The sequence below is a fragment of the Vibrio sp. V19_P1S1T109 genome (assembly GCF_002241375.1).
Classification (GTDB): Bacteria; Pseudomonadota; Gammaproteobacteria; order Enterobacterales; family Vibrionaceae; genus Vibrio; species Vibrio anguillarum.
Genome location: NZ_NDIM01000051.1, coordinates 1 through 14,394, shown reverse-complemented (window position 1 = coordinate 14,394; position 14,394 = coordinate 1). Strand labels below are relative to the sequence as shown.

Sequence of the window (14,394 nt, the reverse complement as noted above, 5' to 3'; positions counted from 1 at the left end):
TACATTCCCTTTCAATATCTTAAATCTGTATTTCGGAGTCCAAACTATATGGTATTTGCAACGCCAATATACATGTGATGAACTTCTATAATCGCCCATGTTTTTAGTTTCCTCTTACTTGTGGTGAATAAGAGGTTTACTTCTAGCATGGGCACTCCTTCGGGCAATAGCCCCAAGGTTCAATCACCACCGCCCAAGGCGGTGGTTTAGGGATGACAATAAAAAACCCAGCCAAAGCTGGGTCTTTCAATGCTTACAAAGCGTAAAATCAATTACTTGATTTTGCCTTCTTTGTAAAGAACGTGCTGGCGAACTACTGGATCAAATTTCTTGATCTCAAATTTGCCTGGCATGTTGCGTTTGTTCTTGTCAGTTGTGTAGAAGTGACCAGTACCTGCAGAAGATATTAGTCGAATTTTCTCACGAATGCCTTTAGCCATTGCTCAATTCCTCTTAAACGTTTTCGCCACGTGCACGGATATCAACAAGAACAGCATCAATGCCTTTCTTATCGATGATACGCATGCCTTTAGCAGTTAGACGTAGTTTAACAAAACGTTTTTCGCTCTCTACCCAGAAACGATGAGTTTGTAGGTTCGGCAGAAAACGACGCTTAGTAGCATTTCGTGCGTGTGAACGGTTGTTACCCGTTATTGGACGCTTACCAGTTACTTGGCATACTCGGGACATGAATGTCTTCTCCAAATCGTTTCAGCTCGATATCAACCTTGGTGGCCGAACCTCGTTCTCGATGTATTAAGAAGTTTGAGGTTAAAAACCGTTATGGAAAATCCATACAAGGCTATCAAAGGTCGCGTATTATACTAACTTGACATGCATTGCTCAAGACCCGAACAGATCCTTTTTACGGATTTGGCGATCTTTTTTTAAGCAGAGCTGATTTAGGTTGATAATTTAGTGCGCGAATCATACCAGAATAATCTTAAGTCACAACCTAAAATGTGATTCAAATCCACCCTCTTTCTGCAAAAGAAATTACCTCGCCATCGCCCACCACAAAATGGTCCAAAATACGGATGTCCACTAACGCTAGTGCATCGGTTAATCGACGTGTGATTCTGCGATCGGCTTGGCTAGGCTCAGCAACGCCTGACGGATGATTATGGGCCAATATTAATGCCGCCGCATTATGGTGGAGTGCTCTTTTAACTACCTCTCGAGGGTAAACGCTGGCCGCGTCAATCGTCCCCTCAAACAATACTTCATCGCTGATCACTCGGTGTTGATTATCCAAAAACAGAATATAGAAGGCTTCTCGATGGCGATCGCGTAGCACACTCGATAAATAAAGCTTGGTTTGCTCTGGGCTAGTCAAAACGCCACCTCGTTTGAGCGTTTCGGCCAAATAGCGCTGCGTCATTTCAAGCACCGCCTGCAATTGAACGTATTTGGCTTCGCCCAACCCTTTATGGCGGCAAAACTCTTGCTGGTTGGCCGAAAAAAGCGCTCGAAGTGATCCAAACTCGCGCAGCAGCAGATCCGAGAGAGCGAGCACATTCATTCCTTGAGTACCAGTACGAAGAAAAATCGCCAGCAGTTCAGCATCAGATAATGCCTGAGGACCGCGAGCAAGCAATTTTTCGCGTGGCATTGATTCTATGGGCAGTGATTTGAGGCTCATTAAGCACTCCTAGGGCTAAAGGTACTCAGACAACATAGAGAAATAGCCAAGCCTGCAACTTTGCTTCTCTTTATTTAGGCTTGATTCATGGTTTTTTGTAATTGATAAGTGATGAAAGACGCAGAAACACTCGTCCAATATGAAAGGATTGAGCGGATCATAAGGTCACTCGATGCGAGAGTTGTGCTAACATAATGCGCAGAATTTTTGAGGAAAAGATAATGCAAACACTGGCAGGAAAAAAGATTCTGCTCGGCATTAGCGGCGGTATTGCTGCGTATAAATGTGCTGAGCTAACACGTCGCTTGATTGAACGAGGCGCTCAAGTACAAGTGGTGATGACCCACGCTGCAAAAGAGTTTATAACGCCACTGACCATGCAAGCCGTCTCTGGCAGGCCAGTTTCAGATAGCTTATTAGACCCAGCCGCCGAAGCGTCTATGGGCCATATTGAACTTGCCAAATGGGCAGACTTAGTCCTACTGGCTCCCGCGACAGCGGATCTCATCGCGCGCGTCGCCGCAGGGATGGGTAATGATTTACTCACCACTTTGATTTTAGCCACCAATGCGCCAGTGGCCGTCTCGCCGGCAATGAATCAGCAGATGTATCGCAATATCGCCACACAAGAGAATATTGCCACGCTTAAACGCCGAGGCATGATGATTTGGGGCCCAGCAGCTGGTGAACAGGCGTGTGGCGATGTTGGCCCGGGCCGCATGCTTGAGCCAATGCAATTGGTTGAGCGCTGCGAGTTTTTTTTCCAAACAGAGGTGGCAAACAACACACTGCTCGCCAGTAAGTCACTGTTGATTAGCGCAGGCCCAACCCGTGAAGCACTCGATCCAGTTCGCTATATCAGTAACCACAGTTCAGGCAAAATGGGGTATGCGATTGCGCAGGCCGCCGCTCAATTGGGCGCGAAAGTGACTCTGATCAGTGGCCCGGTCAATTTGCTCACACCGCCACAAGTACAACGTATTGATGTGGAAAGTGCCTGCGATATGCATCAGCAAGTGATGGCGCAAGCGCAATCACATGATGTGTTCATCAGTTGCGCCGCCGTAGCCGACTATCGCCCTGAGATCGTCGCCGATCAAAAGATCAAAAAAACCGATGCGAGCGATCACATGCTCATCACCATGGTCAAAAATCCCGACATCGTCGCCAGCGTAGCCGCATTGAACGAAAACCGCCCGTTCACGGTAGGCTTTGCTGCTGAAACGCAGCAAGTTGAAAAATATGCCCGCGCTAAACTGCTCAACAAAAAACTGGATATGATCTGCGCCAATGATGTTTCTGTTGCGGGCCAAGGCTTTAATAGTAACGACAATGCGCTGACCGTTTATTGGCAAGGCGGAGAGCAAGCATTACCTTTGAGTTCAAAATCTGCATTAGCTCACGCGCTGATACAACTGATCGCGAGTCAACTGTAGGCTACAGACAGACGTTCTAAGCTTCTTTTAGGGTTCATAGCGTTTATTGGGTGGTAAAATCACCACCCAGTTCAATCATTTTCATTTTTACGCTACGCAGTCCGAAAACTGTCCGTTAAACTACTGCGCTTAATGGACAATACCCAAACCATCTGAAGGGTATAAATATTTGCTCACAAGCATGTGGTAACTAAAAGGAAATCGGGTCATGGCCGTCAATAAGAAAATCAATCGTCGTGAAGAGATTCTACAAGCACTCGCTGAAATGCTGGAATCTAACGATGGTGCATCACGCATCACCACAGCAAAGCTAGCCAAACAAGTGGGCGTTTCTGAAGCGGCTTTGTACCGTCATTTTCCGAGTAAAGCACGGATGTTTGAAGGCTTGATTGAGTTTATTGAAGAGTCTTTAATGTCGCGGATTAATCGCATTTTGGATGAAGAGAAAGATACACTCAACCGCATCCGCTTAGTGCTACAGCTTATCTTGGCTTTTTCGGAACGTAACCCGGGCTTGACACGAATTTTATCCGGCCATGCTCTAATGTTTGAAAATGAGCGACTGCGTGAACGGATCAACCAACTGTTCGAACGCATAGAAACGTCACTACGTCAGATCCTTCGCGAACGTAAACTGCGTGAAGGTAAATCCTTCCCCGTCGACGAAAGCATTTTAGCCGCTCAACTGCTTGGCCAAGTGGAAGGAAGCCTAAATCGCTTTGTGCGATCTGACTTTAAATACCAACCGACGGCAAATTTTGAAGAGTATTGGGCATTATTAAGCGCTCAGATTCAGTAAAAACAAACCACCACCGTCGTGACAAAGAATCATCATCAGTGAAAGAATCAAGAGTAATGAGCAAAGAAAAATACGGTAAACCTGAGTTTTCCCTCTCGCTACTGCACCCTAAATATTGGGGCGTGTGGCTTAGCTTTGGGCTACTCGCTTTAATGGTCAACCTGCTTCCTTATTCTGCGTTACTAAAAATAGGACGCAGCATGGGCGCGTTTGGAATGCGCTTTGCTAACAAGCGAGTACACATTGCCACGCGTAATCTACAGCTATCTTTTCCAGAGAAAAGTGCAGATGAGATTGAGCAAATTGTTAACGAAAACTTTAAAAACACTGGCATGGCGCTGATAGAAACCGGAATTACTTGGTTTTGGCCGACTTGGCGTTTTGCTCGCCTGCTTGATGTGAAAGATGTCAGTGCCCTTTTGCAACTCAAACAAGAAAAACGTGGCGCACTGCTGTGTTGCGTACATGCGTTAAATTTAGAAATTACAGCACGCGCTTTTGGTGTAATAGGCCTTGAAGGCTATGGCGTTTACCGCCCACACAGCAACCCTGCGTATGAATTTATCCAATACCGTGGTCGCACACGCAATGGCAATAAACTAATCTACCGCACCGACATTAAACAGATGATCCGCGTACTCAAAAAGGGCGAACGCCTATTTTATCTACCCGATCAAGATTACGGCCATAACAAATCGGTGTTTGTTCCCTTCTTTGCGGTCAAAGAAGCGTGTACCACCACAGGCACCAGTATTCTGGCTTATACTAGCCAATGTGCGATTGTGCCCGGTTCAGGGTTTCGAAACGCCAACGGAAAATACGAAATCATCGCCGATAAAACCATTGATGGCGACTATCCAAAAGATGACATGACCGCCGCCGCCGCTTACATGAATAAATACGTTGAAGAAGTGATTCTACGCGCACCAGAACAGTGGATGTGGCTGCATAAGCGTTTTAAATCTTTGCCAGATGAAACGTTAACTAACTCTCGCTATTTATAACTAGAAAAAGGTTTTGCTTTCAATGAGCAACAACGAAAACAGCACAGACAAACACTTGCACAACCCCACATTCCAATGGTCTTTTTTACACCCAAAACATTGGGGAACTTGGATTGGGATCTTCTTTGCCGCTCTGTTCGCCTTTATGCCACCCGTATGGCGAGATAGGCTAGCACGCAAATTATCCACCTTTGCGGTACGCAAAAACGGCCGTGTTGTACGCCGCACGCGAGTGAATCTGGAAAAATGCTTTCCTGAAAAATCCCCGCAAGAACGCCAGGCTATTTTGGAAGAAACCTTTGTCAAAGCAGCACAATACATGCTCGGTTATTCGGAGTTTTTGGTTCGTTCCACGAAACACAATCAGCAACGCGGCATCATGATTGGTGAAGAGAACTTATTGCCATTGTTAGATGCTGGCGAGAACGTGATCATCCTCGCCCCTCATGCTTGGGCGGTCGATTACCCTGCGGTAATGCTTGCTGCAAAAGGCTATAAAGTAACCACCATCATGAAGCCACAGCGCAATCCTATCGGTGATTGGTTAATGCACGTCCAACGTATGCAATATGGCGGACGTATTTTTGCACGTGATGCAGGGGTAAAACCGTTTGTACGTTCAATTAAAGATGGATACTTAGGCTACTGGCTGCCCGATGAAGACTTTGGCCCGGCCAACTCAGTCTTTGTTCCATTCTTTGGCACTGAAAAAGCCACGTTAAAAGGTTTTGGTAAAATGGCGCGCCTATCAAAGGCGAAAGTCGTGCCAATTTTGCCTGCTTATAACGATAAAACCTGTAAGTACGAAGTGCATATTTTGCCTGCATTAGAAAACTTTCCAACGGGCGATGAAGAGCAAGATGCACGCGCTATGAATAAGGCGATTGAAGATTTAGTCACACCACGCCCAGAACAGTACATGTGGAATTTATCACTGTTGAAAACGCAGCGTGATGGCTCGGAAATTTACGATAACTCGCACCATGGCGATCAAAGTTAATCGCTAGAATCACTAAACTCATAACAAACAAGCCCCGAGCGACAAACTCGGGGCTTTTACTTTTCAACAAGTAGCTCTACGATTCGCAAATAAGTTGATGCTTAAATTCCGTACTGAGCACGATACGCTTTTACCGCCTCAAGGTGCTTAGCATCTGCCCCTTTCTCTTCAAGGTAAGTAACCAGATCGGTCAGGCTAACAATTGAGATGATCGCGCAACCAAAATCACGCTCGACTTCTTGAATTGCAGAAAGCTCTCCTTTGCCTTTTTCTTGGCGGTCAATTGCCACCAAGACACCAGCAAGATCCGCACCGTTAGCTTGAATGATTTCCATCGACTCACGAATGGCAGTACCAGCTGTAATGACATCATCCACCAGCATAATGCGCCCTTCTAATGCGCTACCGACCAAGTTACCGCCTTCACCGTGGTCTTTCGCTTCTTTACGGTTAAAGCAATACGGCGTATCAACATCATGATGATCAGCCAACGCTACTGCAGTTGTAGTCGCAATTGGGATCCCTTTGTACGCCGGTCCAAATAGCACATCAAACTCAATCCCAGAATCGACCAAAGCAGCGGCATAAAAACGCCCTAAGCGCGCTAAATCACGGCCAGTATTAAACAAGCCAGCGTTAAAGAAATAAGGGCTTTTTCGGCCAGACTTCAAAGTAAACTCGCCAAACTTCAAGACTTCTTTTTCTAGTGCAAATTCAATAAATTCACGCTGGTATGCTTTCATGATTTTCTCTCTCTTAACTCATACACTTTGGTTTATTTCGCTTTCTCAACAAGAACAACCCCCTCCTAGCCTCCCCCTAAAAGGGGGAGGTACTAAGATGCTGCTCGCCTCCCCGAAAAAAGAGAGGTACTAAGCTGGTGCTCACCTCCCCCGAAAAAGGAGAGGTACTAAGATGCTGCTCGCCTCCCCCAAAAAAGAGAGGTACTAAGATAATGCTCGCCTCCCCTAAAAGGAGAGGTACTAAGATGATGAATTCCCTCCATTCAAGGGCAATATTAGGAACACTTCCTTTATTCCCTCCCCTTATAGGGGAGGGTTAGGGTGGGGTCATCACGTACAACAATACAATGAATAAAACGGGCAAAAAAATAGCCCCCAACCGGGAGCTACTTGATCAATCTAATAACGATGCTTTCTGCGCTTCAACAATATCAGCGATGCCTTTCTTGGCAACGGCCAGTAAATCCATCAGCTCTTCATGGCTAAACGGTTCACCCTCTGCGGTGCCTTGAATTTCAATCATCTTACCGTTTTCAGTCATCACCACATTCATATCAGTGTCGGCGGCAGAATCTTCCACGTATTCCAAATCACATAAAATGTTTTCACCCAAGATGCCAACTGAGACAGCAGCAACATGGCCTTTCATTGGATTCTTCTTCAATTTACCGCTAGCAACCAGATGAGCAAACGCATCCGCCAGTGCCACACTTGCGCCCGTAATTGATGCAGTGCGAGTACCGCCGTCCGCTTGAATAACGTCACAGTCAACCGTGATCATCACCTCTGGCATTGCCTCTAAATCCACCACAGCACGTAAGCTGCGAGCGATGAGACGTTGGATCTCCATGGTGCGGCCACCTTGTTTACCGTTGGTCGCTTCACGACGAGTCCGTGAATGGGTTGCACGTGGCAGCATGCCGTATTCGGCAGTAACCCAACCTTTACCCTGACCTTTCAACCAGCGAGGAACACCCTCTTCGACAGTGGCATTACACAATACTTTGGTATTACCAAATTCCACCAATACTGACCCTTCAGCATAAGCAGTGTAGTTGCGAGTGATTTTAATTGGGCGAATTTGATCGGCCGCGCGGTCATTTGGACGCATAGTGCATCTACCTTTTATCGGGTGAGACGGAATCGATTGGGGCGAGATTATAGCGGATTAGCCGCCTTGACGCTAGGTTGGTCACCCTTTGCATTGGCGTGAACCTAGTACACGCGTGAAGCTAGTGCTAACATATCTCTCGTTTGATATTTCATCTTCGTGAGCAAAGGACAAATCAATGATTTACAGCATGACCGCGTACGCGCGTAAAGAAGTTAAAGGTGATTGGGGTACCGCGGTATGGGAAATTCGCTCGGTAAACCAACGTTATCTTGAAACCTACTTCCGCCTGCCGGAACAATTTCGTGGTCTTGAGCCTGTACTGCGTGAACGCTTTCGCCAACGTTTAGCGCGCGGCAAAGTAGAATGTCACTTACGTTATGAAGCAAACCCTGCGGCTAAAAGTGAGCTGAATATCAATGAAGCACTCGCCAATCAAGTGATTAAAGCCGCCAACCAAGTAATGCACATGACGGGCGAGCTAAGCCGCATTAATCCGTTTCAAATAATGCAGTGGCCCGGCGTAATGGAAACGCCAGAACAAGACATGGACAGCATTAATAAAGCCTTATTAGCAGGCTTTGATGACGCAATCATTGAATTCATTGACGCACGTGGCCGTGAAGGTGACAACATGAAGGCGTTAATCGAACAACGCCTGACGGCGATCAGTGAAGAAGTGGTAAAAGTGCGCGCACGCATGCCAGAAATCCTGCAATGGCAACGTGAACGTCTATTAACTAAGTTTGAAGAAGCAAAGATTGAGCTTGATGCGACACGCGTCGAGCAAGAGCTGATTTTACTTGCACAAAAATCAGACATTGCCGAAGAGTTAGACCGCCTCGATTCTCACGTCAAAGAAGCACGTAATGTGCTCAAAAAAGGCGGTTCATGCGGCCGTAAGCTCGATTTCATGATGCAAGAATTTAACCGCGAATCGAACACGTTAGCCTCGAAATCAATCAGCACCGACATTACGGCCTCTGGCGTAGAACTTAAGGTTCTGATTGAGCAAATGAGAGAGCAGATCCAAAACATCGAATAAGGGTTTTTGAGTCTCTCTAAGCTTACCAAGCCCCTGTAAATAGGGGCTTTTTTTCAGGAAATTACAGGTCTTTGCCTCTGTTTTCAACCAACTGGTGAGTAACTTTCCAGCACGAGAGAGAATACTATGACGAATTGTGCTTACCCCAAAAGTCTCTTGATTTCAAATATCGATTCAACATTGCATCCAGTTATGGCTGCTTTTTAAGAATTTCCGATCTTAAAGTTAACAATCAAAATTACTCGTGACGGACTTGAAACAATTGCGCTAACTCATTAATTAACCAAGTAGCGGCTAATAGATCTGCACTGCCGCCGGGGCTTAAGTGTTTTTCAATCATCGCGCTATCGAGCGCCGTAAGAGCTTGTTCAATTTCTTGATATAAAAAGCCGCCTTTGGCGAGCAGTTGCTGCGCTTGCGCTTGCACAAAATGCAGCCCTTCTAATCCACCGCGAGCAGCGAGGTTGCTGTCGTTATTGTTGGCCATCAACACCAATAAGGTATGCCACAAGGCTTGCTCGGTGCTAGCTCCTTTGGTTAAACAGGCTTGGTAGGCTGGCAGCGCATGTTGCATCACCATCGCAAGGCCAGAAGCGGCTTCACCGCGTGCGCCGGTTAAACCGTACCGACGATAAATTCGCTCGCCTGCCGTTTTGGGAGCCGATTCACGCTTCGCTTTTAGCTCATCAATAATCAAAAACTGGCAAGCTTGGCGAATGGTTTCGCCAATATGCTGCGCATCAATTTTGAGTTGATTGGCTTTGAGCCACCCCACAGAGCCGCAAATAAGCCCCAAGATAAAAATCATCCCTTTATGGGTGTTCACCCCTTGAGTGGCAGCAAACATGGCTTGCTCAGCTTCTATGCCAATCGGGCGCAAGGCGGTCAGCAACTGAGCGGCCGGATTTCCCGCGCTCTCCCAACCTGCACTGACAAAAGATTGCAGATAAGGCGCAATCGCCTCGGCACTGGCGATAAAAGTGTTGAGATCCATATCGCGGTGCGCGCCATTATTAGCAGTATCCACCAAACCCGGTTTAGGGGTGAGATGCACCTCTAACATCATGGCATGATAAGCCAGATGCCCCACTAAGCGAGGCAAGCTGAACGTTTTCGCGCCACTTGTGCCAGAGGCTTGGCTAGGCAGTTCAAGCAGAAGATCAAGCGCAGCAGGAATAGTCATGAACCATCTCCTCGATTTTAGCCAACAAAGCCTCAACACCGTGCTGCCGCGAGCGAGCACAGATCACCGCATCACGTTCACACAGCAAGCAGCGCCGTCTTGGCAACTGCGCACCTTGGCGCGAAATAATATGCCCATCGACATCAAGCACATCCAGATCCATCAGTCGCCCTAGCGGGTGCTCGCGTTCAATCTTCATCATGGCTTTTTTCAACATGCTGGCTGAAGGAGCCTGAATCACCACAAAGGCTTCCGGCCCCGTTTTTTCCACCAACAGCTGACAAGCCACTTGCCGCCAGCCCGTTTGCTGACACAGTTCTTGAATGGCACGCATACCTGCATCCATCACGGTTTGGCTGGCAGCGTTGAGCTTAACCGCGCCCGGCATGTTAACCGTGAAAGAAACCAGAGGCAGTGAATGGCGTTTTAGCCACTCACCTTGTTGCCGAACCCGCACTTCTTTACGCAGAAGTAGCTGGTCCAGACTGACTGAAAGATCCGGATGGTGACTCATAGGCTTTTTACCTGCTTGATAACATCAATGATCGAACCGTCACGGTAGTGAACAAAGGCAACGGTTTTGTCTTCAAATTGCAACGGCTGGGGTTTACCCGTCAGCAACTCCGCACGCTGTTGCAACGCTTCAATCTCGACAACGGGCAGTTGCGCCGCGATGAAACGCGCTTTCAGTTCGGGACGATTCGGGTTTACCGCGATACCTTGATCCGTCACCAACACATCGATGGTGGCTCCTGGGGTGATGACGTTAGTGACCTTCTCGACCACGGTCGGAATGCGGCCACGCACCAAAGGCGCCACAATAATCGATAAGTTTGCCGCCGCCGCCGTGTCACAATGACCGCCGGATGCGCCGCGAATTACCCCATCAGAGCCGGTGATCACGTTAACGTTAAACTGGGTATCAATTTCCAGCGCACTCAAGATAACCACATCCAGCCTATCCACCGCCGCCCCCTTCGAGCTTGGGTTGGCGTATTCGTTAGCAGAGATTTCGAGATGATGTGGATTGCGCGCTAACGAGCCCGCCGCCACCGAATCGAAACACTGCACATCGAGCAAGTAATCAATCAGTCCCTGTTCATGCATTTCCACCATAGTCGCAGTGATACCACCGAGAGCGAAAGAAGCGCGAATGTTTTGGCGCAACATCTTCTCTTTCAAAAAGCGCGCAACCGCGAGCGATGCACCGCCCGAACCGGTCTGCATTGAAAAACCATCATAGAAATAGCCTGAATGCTCGATGACTTCTGCAGCGCGTTTGGCAATCAGAAGCTCGCGTGGGTTGGTGGTCATGCGCGTGGCATCCCCACCGATTTTGCTTGGGTCGCCCACTTCCGCCACTTGCACGACTGCATCAACACGATCTTGAGTAATCGATGCAGGGAAATTCGGGAAACCGACGATGGCTTCAGTCAGCATCACCACTTTTTCAGCGTGCTCGGCATCAACTTTGCCATAGCCGAGTGAGCCGCAATTGGATTTGCCTTTAAAGCCGTTAGCGTTGCCAAACTCATCGCAACAAGGTACGCCAATAAACGCCATGTCGATGTACAGCTCACCGCTTTGGATCAAATGCACACGACCACCGTGCGAGTGAATATGCACGGGCTCATCAAGCAGGCCGTTAGAAATGCTGTCGGCCAGCACTCCGCGGATCCCTGAGGTGTAAATCTTGCTCACTACGCCGTTTTTGATGTGTTCAATCAAAGGCGAGTGACAAGAGGTGAGCGAGCTTGAGGCGAGCGTGAGGTTTTTAATCCCCAATTCGGCAATCACCTCCATCACTAGGTTGACGGTTTTATCGCCGCCACGAAACGCATGGTGGAAAGAAATGGTCATGCCATCTTTTAAACCAAGATCGACAATCGCTTCACGGATCGAGCTTTTCACTTTGCGACTTTTTTTCGCTGACTCATCCAGTAAATGCGGCGTGATCGCGTGCGCTTGGGTGTAAGGCGTCAACGCGTAGCGTTCCACTTCCAGCACAGACAGAGGGTTATTTAATGTATTGATACTCATGAGGTGACCTTTAGTGTTTGATGCCGGATTCAGCACGTTGCAGTGTCCAACGTGCGCGTTCGATGATGGGTCCATCGACCATTTTGCCGTTAAGGGAAACCACGCCCAGCCCTTTTGCTGCTGCTTCTTCAGCGGCTTCGATGACTGCAATGGCGTGATCGACCTCTTTTTGTGTTGGGGCAAACACGTTGTGCAGCAGGTCAATCTGGCGCGGATTAATCAGTGATTTGCCATCAAAGCCGAGCTGCTTGATATGCTCCGCTTCACGCAAAAATCCCTCTTCGTTATTGGCATCCGAATAGACCGTATCAAACGCCATGATCCCGGCAGCACGTGCCGCTTGCAGAATGGAGCAGCGCGCAAACAACAGCTCAATCCCTTCTGCTGAACGCTGCGTGCGCAGATCGCGTACATAGTCTTCCGCACCAAGCGCAATCCCAATCAGGCGGCGTGAGCTAAAGGCAATCTCGACTGCGTTGTTAATGCCCTGCGCGCTTTCAATCGCGGCTAGCATGCGCGTGCTACCCACTTCACGTCCGCATTCACGCTCGATCTGTTCGATGACTTTTTCCATCTCAATTACATCGTTGGCGTTATCGGTTTTCGGCAGACGCACCACTTTGGCTCCGCCACGCACCACGGCATTAAGGTCTTTGATGCCGAATTCAGAATCGAGCGGATTGACCCGCACCACGGTTTCCATCTCTTGATACATAGGGTGTTGCAGCGCATGGAACACCAACATCCGCGCGGTGTCTTTTTCACGCAGCGCGACCGAGTCTTCCAGATCGAACATGATGGAGTCGGGTTGATAGATAAAGGTATTGCTGAGCATGGCGGCATTCGCGCCCGGCACAAATAACATACTGCGACGAAGTTTGGTCATGATAGTTGGCTCCACTCAATGTTCTGAACTTCACAAGCGCGCATTACTGCCGCCTGTACGCGCGCGCGGATCACACAATCCAGCGCGCCTTTGTCTTCGATGGTGACCAACGCATCGTGCACTTGCATCGCGTCGAGGGTGTGCAGCACGACCTGACGAATCGCATGACCAAATTGCTGCTCGACGGTACTGTCTAACACCAGTTCAATACCGCCATCGTTATTGGGTTCAATCCGAACCTGAAGATCACTGGACTCCAGTGTTCCCGCAAAGGCGGGATGGGCAATTTTCATGGGTACAACCTTGTTAATGAGTTATTGGATAAAACAGTGTCAGCACTGCGCTCATACCGCTAACAGTTGCGGTGCGGCCTGTAGCGAATGTTCCGCATAATTCTGACAAAGGTAGGAATAAGTCGTTTTCGGCACGAGATCGACAATCGCGGCAACGCCAAATTGTTTGAGCAAGTAACGCACGCGCGATGCGGAGATCGGCTGCGAGGCTTGCTGACTGCGCTCAATTTCCACTACTTGGATCGGCGCACTGACATCGTGCGCTTCTTTTAGCCAGCGGCGCATGGCTTGGTTGTAGTTACGCGTCACCGTACAAATCGGCTCACTGCCGACAAAGCGGTGCGTAATGCCAAGGGCAGGTGCTATTGAATGGCGGAAAATACTTAAATCCAGCGCAGTATGGGATTGATTGACCACTTGCTGATCTTTAATAAAATAACTAGGGAAGGTCGCGCGCGAAATAATATAATCCGAGCCAGAATGAATAGTTAAATTCAATAAGTGTTTACTGCCTGCCTTAATCATGGCCATACGGTCAGCGTAAGAGAAATCTTTATTCTCTGCTTTTACCACAAATAAATGCACCCAATCACATTGTTCACAGGCTTGTTCAATTAAATATTGATGACCTAAGGTAAATGGATTGGCATTCATCACAATACTGCCAATTTTACGCCCAGACATTTTTAATAAATGCAACTGTTTGCAATAAACCGCAAGACGATTTGGGCTATTTTCTAATAAAGCAATATGCGGTTCGACTTTATCGACTAAGAAAAAACCGCACTGTCGGAATAAATCTATATTGGTCGGCTTAGTGAATAGAAATAGTGAAAAACACCCTATTTCATAAGCGAAGTTGGTTAATTCGGTCATCAATTTGAGCGCAAAACCGGTCCCTTGCAGCGCAGGAGAAACCGCGATGGACTTCAACACATGCCCCGCAATTCCACCGCAAGCGATGATTTGGTTTGTACCGTAAGCCACCACAAAATGCTCAACATCCTCATCAACCGTGAGCTGATGCTGGCAGAGAAACTCTTTGATCTGCAAGAGCTTGGTTTTATTCTTGCTTGAAACTCGCGAGAAGGTGTAAATATCTACCATGGTCGGCTTCCTCACCTATTTTTTCTGACTTTATTATCTAAATTAAGCCGCAAAGGTTTAATGAGGGTAATCACTTTATTTCCCGTGGTTAACGCTCTTTATGGT

General features: G+C 47.9%; 17 protein-coding genes. 5 read left to right on the top strand and 12 right to left on the bottom strand.

Annotated features, from left to right (window positions below):
• The 4 genes from B9J87_RS02620 to radC form a co-directional block, all read right to left on the bottom strand.
• The coding region (locus B9J87_RS02620) for a transposase (protein WP_176429464.1) at positions 1-99 on the bottom strand (99 nt) is incomplete at its 3' end.
• Between the two features lie 173 nt (positions 100-272).
• Complete coding sequence (gene rpmG / locus B9J87_RS02610) at positions 273-440, bottom strand: 50S ribosomal protein L33 (RefSeq protein WP_010318992.1); 168 nt, start codon at positions 438-440, stop codon at positions 273-275.
• A 13-nt stretch (positions 441-453) separates the two neighbouring features.
• Entirely contained in the window at positions 454-690 is a 237-nt protein-coding gene (gene rpmB / locus B9J87_RS02605; RefSeq protein ID WP_004397476.1) for a 50S ribosomal protein L28, read from the bottom strand.
• A 277-nt stretch (positions 691-967) separates the two neighbouring features.
• The gene (radC, locus tag B9J87_RS02600; RefSeq protein ID WP_094149304.1) at positions 968-1,642 is read right to left on the bottom strand and encodes a RadC family protein; all 675 of its coding nucleotides are present in this window, start codon (positions 1,640-1,642) and stop codon (positions 968-970) included.
• Between the two features lie 221 nt (positions 1,643-1,863).
• Here radC and coaBC point away from each other — a divergent pair, with 221 nt between their 5' ends.
• From coaBC to lpxM, 4 genes are all read left to right on the top strand, one after another.
• Positions 1,864-3,078 carry a bifunctional phosphopantothenoylcysteine decarboxylase/phosphopantothenate--cysteine ligase CoaBC gene (coaBC, locus tag B9J87_RS02595; RefSeq protein WP_094149303.1) on the top strand — a complete coding sequence of 405 codons (1,215 nt, stop codon included), beginning with the start codon at positions 1,864-1,866 and terminating at the stop codon, positions 3,076-3,078.
• A gap of 208 nt (positions 3,079-3,286) precedes the next feature.
• A complete protein-coding gene (gene slmA / locus B9J87_RS02590) occupies positions 3,287-3,877 on the top strand; it encodes a nucleoid occlusion factor SlmA (protein WP_013855724.1) in 591 nt (196 codons plus the stop codon).
• A gap of 56 nt (positions 3,878-3,933) precedes the next feature.
• Positions 3,934-4,881 (top strand): LpxL/LpxP family Kdo(2)-lipid IV(A) lauroyl/palmitoleoyl acyltransferase, encoded by a 948-nt coding sequence (lpxL, locus tag B9J87_RS02585; protein WP_094149302.1) that lies wholly within the window; start codon positions 3,934-3,936, stop codon positions 4,879-4,881.
• Positions 4,882-4,903: 22 nt separating this feature from the next.
• On the top strand, positions 4,904-5,881 hold the full coding sequence (gene lpxM, locus B9J87_RS02580; protein ID WP_029189937.1) for a lauroyl-Kdo(2)-lipid IV(A) myristoyltransferase: 978 nt from the start codon (positions 4,904-4,906) through the stop codon (positions 5,879-5,881).
• Between the two features lie 101 nt (positions 5,882-5,982).
• Here lpxM and pyrE read toward each other — a convergent pair whose 3' ends face one another.
• Together pyrE and rph are read right to left on the bottom strand one after the other, a co-directional pair.
• Entirely contained in the window at positions 5,983-6,624 is a 642-nt protein-coding gene (gene pyrE, locus B9J87_RS02575; RefSeq protein WP_013855722.1) for an orotate phosphoribosyltransferase, read from the bottom strand.
• Between the two features lie 394 nt (positions 6,625-7,018).
• A complete protein-coding gene (gene rph / locus B9J87_RS02570; RefSeq protein WP_017042236.1) occupies positions 7,019-7,735 on the bottom strand; it encodes a ribonuclease PH in 717 nt (238 codons plus the stop codon).
• Positions 7,736-7,913: 178 nt separating this feature from the next.
• Here rph and B9J87_RS02565 point away from each other — a divergent pair, with 178 nt between their 5' ends.
• Positions 7,914-8,780, top strand: a complete 867-nt coding sequence (locus B9J87_RS02565; RefSeq protein ID WP_094149301.1) for a YicC/YloC family endoribonuclease — start codon at positions 7,914-7,916, stop codon at positions 8,778-8,780.
• A 238-nt stretch (positions 8,781-9,018) separates the two neighbouring features.
• On the opposite strand, the gene citG is transcribed toward B9J87_RS02565, so the two are convergent.
• From citG to citC, 6 genes are read right to left on the bottom strand one after another with little or no spacing between them, the layout of a single operon-like run.
• Positions 9,019-9,963 (bottom strand): triphosphoribosyl-dephospho-CoA synthase CitG, encoded by a 945-nt coding sequence (gene citG, locus B9J87_RS02560; RefSeq protein ID WP_017048259.1) that lies wholly within the window; start codon positions 9,961-9,963, stop codon positions 9,019-9,021.
• Positions 9,941-10,477, bottom strand: coding sequence for a citrate lyase holo-[acyl-carrier protein] synthase (citX, locus tag B9J87_RS02555; protein WP_017048258.1), 537 nt, complete (start codon positions 10,475-10,477; stop codon positions 9,941-9,943). Before citX ends, citG begins: the two co-directional genes overlap by 23 nt.
• Positions 10,474-12,003 carry a citrate lyase subunit alpha gene (gene citF, locus B9J87_RS02550; RefSeq protein ID WP_094124833.1) on the bottom strand — a complete coding sequence of 510 codons (1,530 nt, stop codon included), beginning with the start codon at positions 12,001-12,003 and terminating at the stop codon, positions 10,474-10,476. The genes citX and citF overlap by 4 nt, the downstream gene beginning before the upstream one ends.
• Positions 12,004-12,013: 10 nt before the next feature.
• Entirely contained in the window at positions 12,014-12,889 is an 876-nt protein-coding gene (gene citE, locus B9J87_RS02545; RefSeq protein WP_000164137.1) for a citrate (pro-3S)-lyase subunit beta, read from the bottom strand.
• The gene (gene citD, locus B9J87_RS02540; protein WP_017050622.1) at positions 12,886-13,182 is read right to left on the bottom strand and encodes a citrate lyase acyl carrier protein; all 297 of its coding nucleotides are present in this window, start codon (positions 13,180-13,182) and stop codon (positions 12,886-12,888) included. Before citD ends, citE begins: the two co-directional genes overlap by 4 nt.
• Before the next feature lie 51 nt (positions 13,183-13,233).
• Positions 13,234-14,289: a [citrate (pro-3S)-lyase] ligase gene (citC, locus tag B9J87_RS02535; RefSeq protein ID WP_164996739.1), complete on the bottom strand. Its 1,056-nt coding sequence runs from the start codon at positions 14,287-14,289 to the stop codon at positions 13,234-13,236.
• Positions 14,290-14,394 lie beyond the last annotated feature (105 nt).

Bases quoted from the DNA above. Each gene is read 5' to 3' on its own strand.
- rpmG (WP_010318992.1), bottom strand. From the start codon at position 440: ATGGCTAAAGGCATTCGTGAGAAAATTCGACTAATATCTTCTGCAGGT.
- rpmB (WP_004397476.1), bottom strand. From the start codon at position 690: ATGTCCCGAGTATGCCAAGTAACTGGTAAGCGTCCAATAACGGGTAAC.
- radC (WP_094149304.1), bottom strand. From the start codon at position 1,642: ATGAGCCTCAAATCACTGCCCATAGAATCAATGCCACGCGAAAAATTG.
- coaBC (WP_094149303.1), top strand. From the start codon at position 1,864: ATGCAAACACTGGCAGGAAAAAAGATTCTGCTCGGCATTAGCGGCGGT.
- slmA (WP_013855724.1), top strand. From the start codon at position 3,287: ATGGCCGTCAATAAGAAAATCAATCGTCGTGAAGAGATTCTACAAGCA.
- lpxL (WP_094149302.1), top strand. From the start codon at position 3,934: ATGAGCAAAGAAAAATACGGTAAACCTGAGTTTTCCCTCTCGCTACTG.
- lpxM (WP_029189937.1), top strand. From the start codon at position 4,904: ATGAGCAACAACGAAAACAGCACAGACAAACACTTGCACAACCCCACA.
- pyrE (WP_013855722.1), bottom strand. From the start codon at position 6,624: ATGAAAGCATACCAGCGTGAATTTATTGAATTTGCACTAGAAAAAGAA.
- rph (WP_017042236.1), bottom strand. From the start codon at position 7,735: ATGCGTCCAAATGACCGCGCGGCCGATCAAATTCGCCCAATTAAAATC.
- B9J87_RS02565 (WP_094149301.1), top strand. From the start codon at position 7,914: ATGATTTACAGCATGACCGCGTACGCGCGTAAAGAAGTTAAAGGTGAT.
- citG (WP_017048259.1), bottom strand. From the start codon at position 9,963: ATGACTATTCCTGCTGCGCTTGATCTTCTGCTTGAACTGCCTAGCCAA.
- citX (WP_017048258.1), bottom strand. From the start codon at position 10,477: ATGAGTCACCATCCGGATCTTTCAGTCAGTCTGGACCAGCTACTTCTG.
- citF (WP_094124833.1), bottom strand. From the start codon at position 12,003: ATGAGTATCAATACATTAAATAACCCTCTGTCTGTGCTGGAAGTGGAA.
- citE (WP_000164137.1), bottom strand. From the start codon at position 12,889: ATGACCAAACTTCGTCGCAGTATGTTATTTGTGCCGGGCGCGAATGCC.
- citD (WP_017050622.1), bottom strand. From the start codon at position 13,182: ATGAAAATTGCCCATCCCGCCTTTGCGGGAACACTGGAGTCCAGTGAT.
- citC (WP_164996739.1), bottom strand. From the start codon at position 14,289: ATGGTAGATATTTACACCTTCTCGCGAGTTTCAAGCAAGAATAAAACC.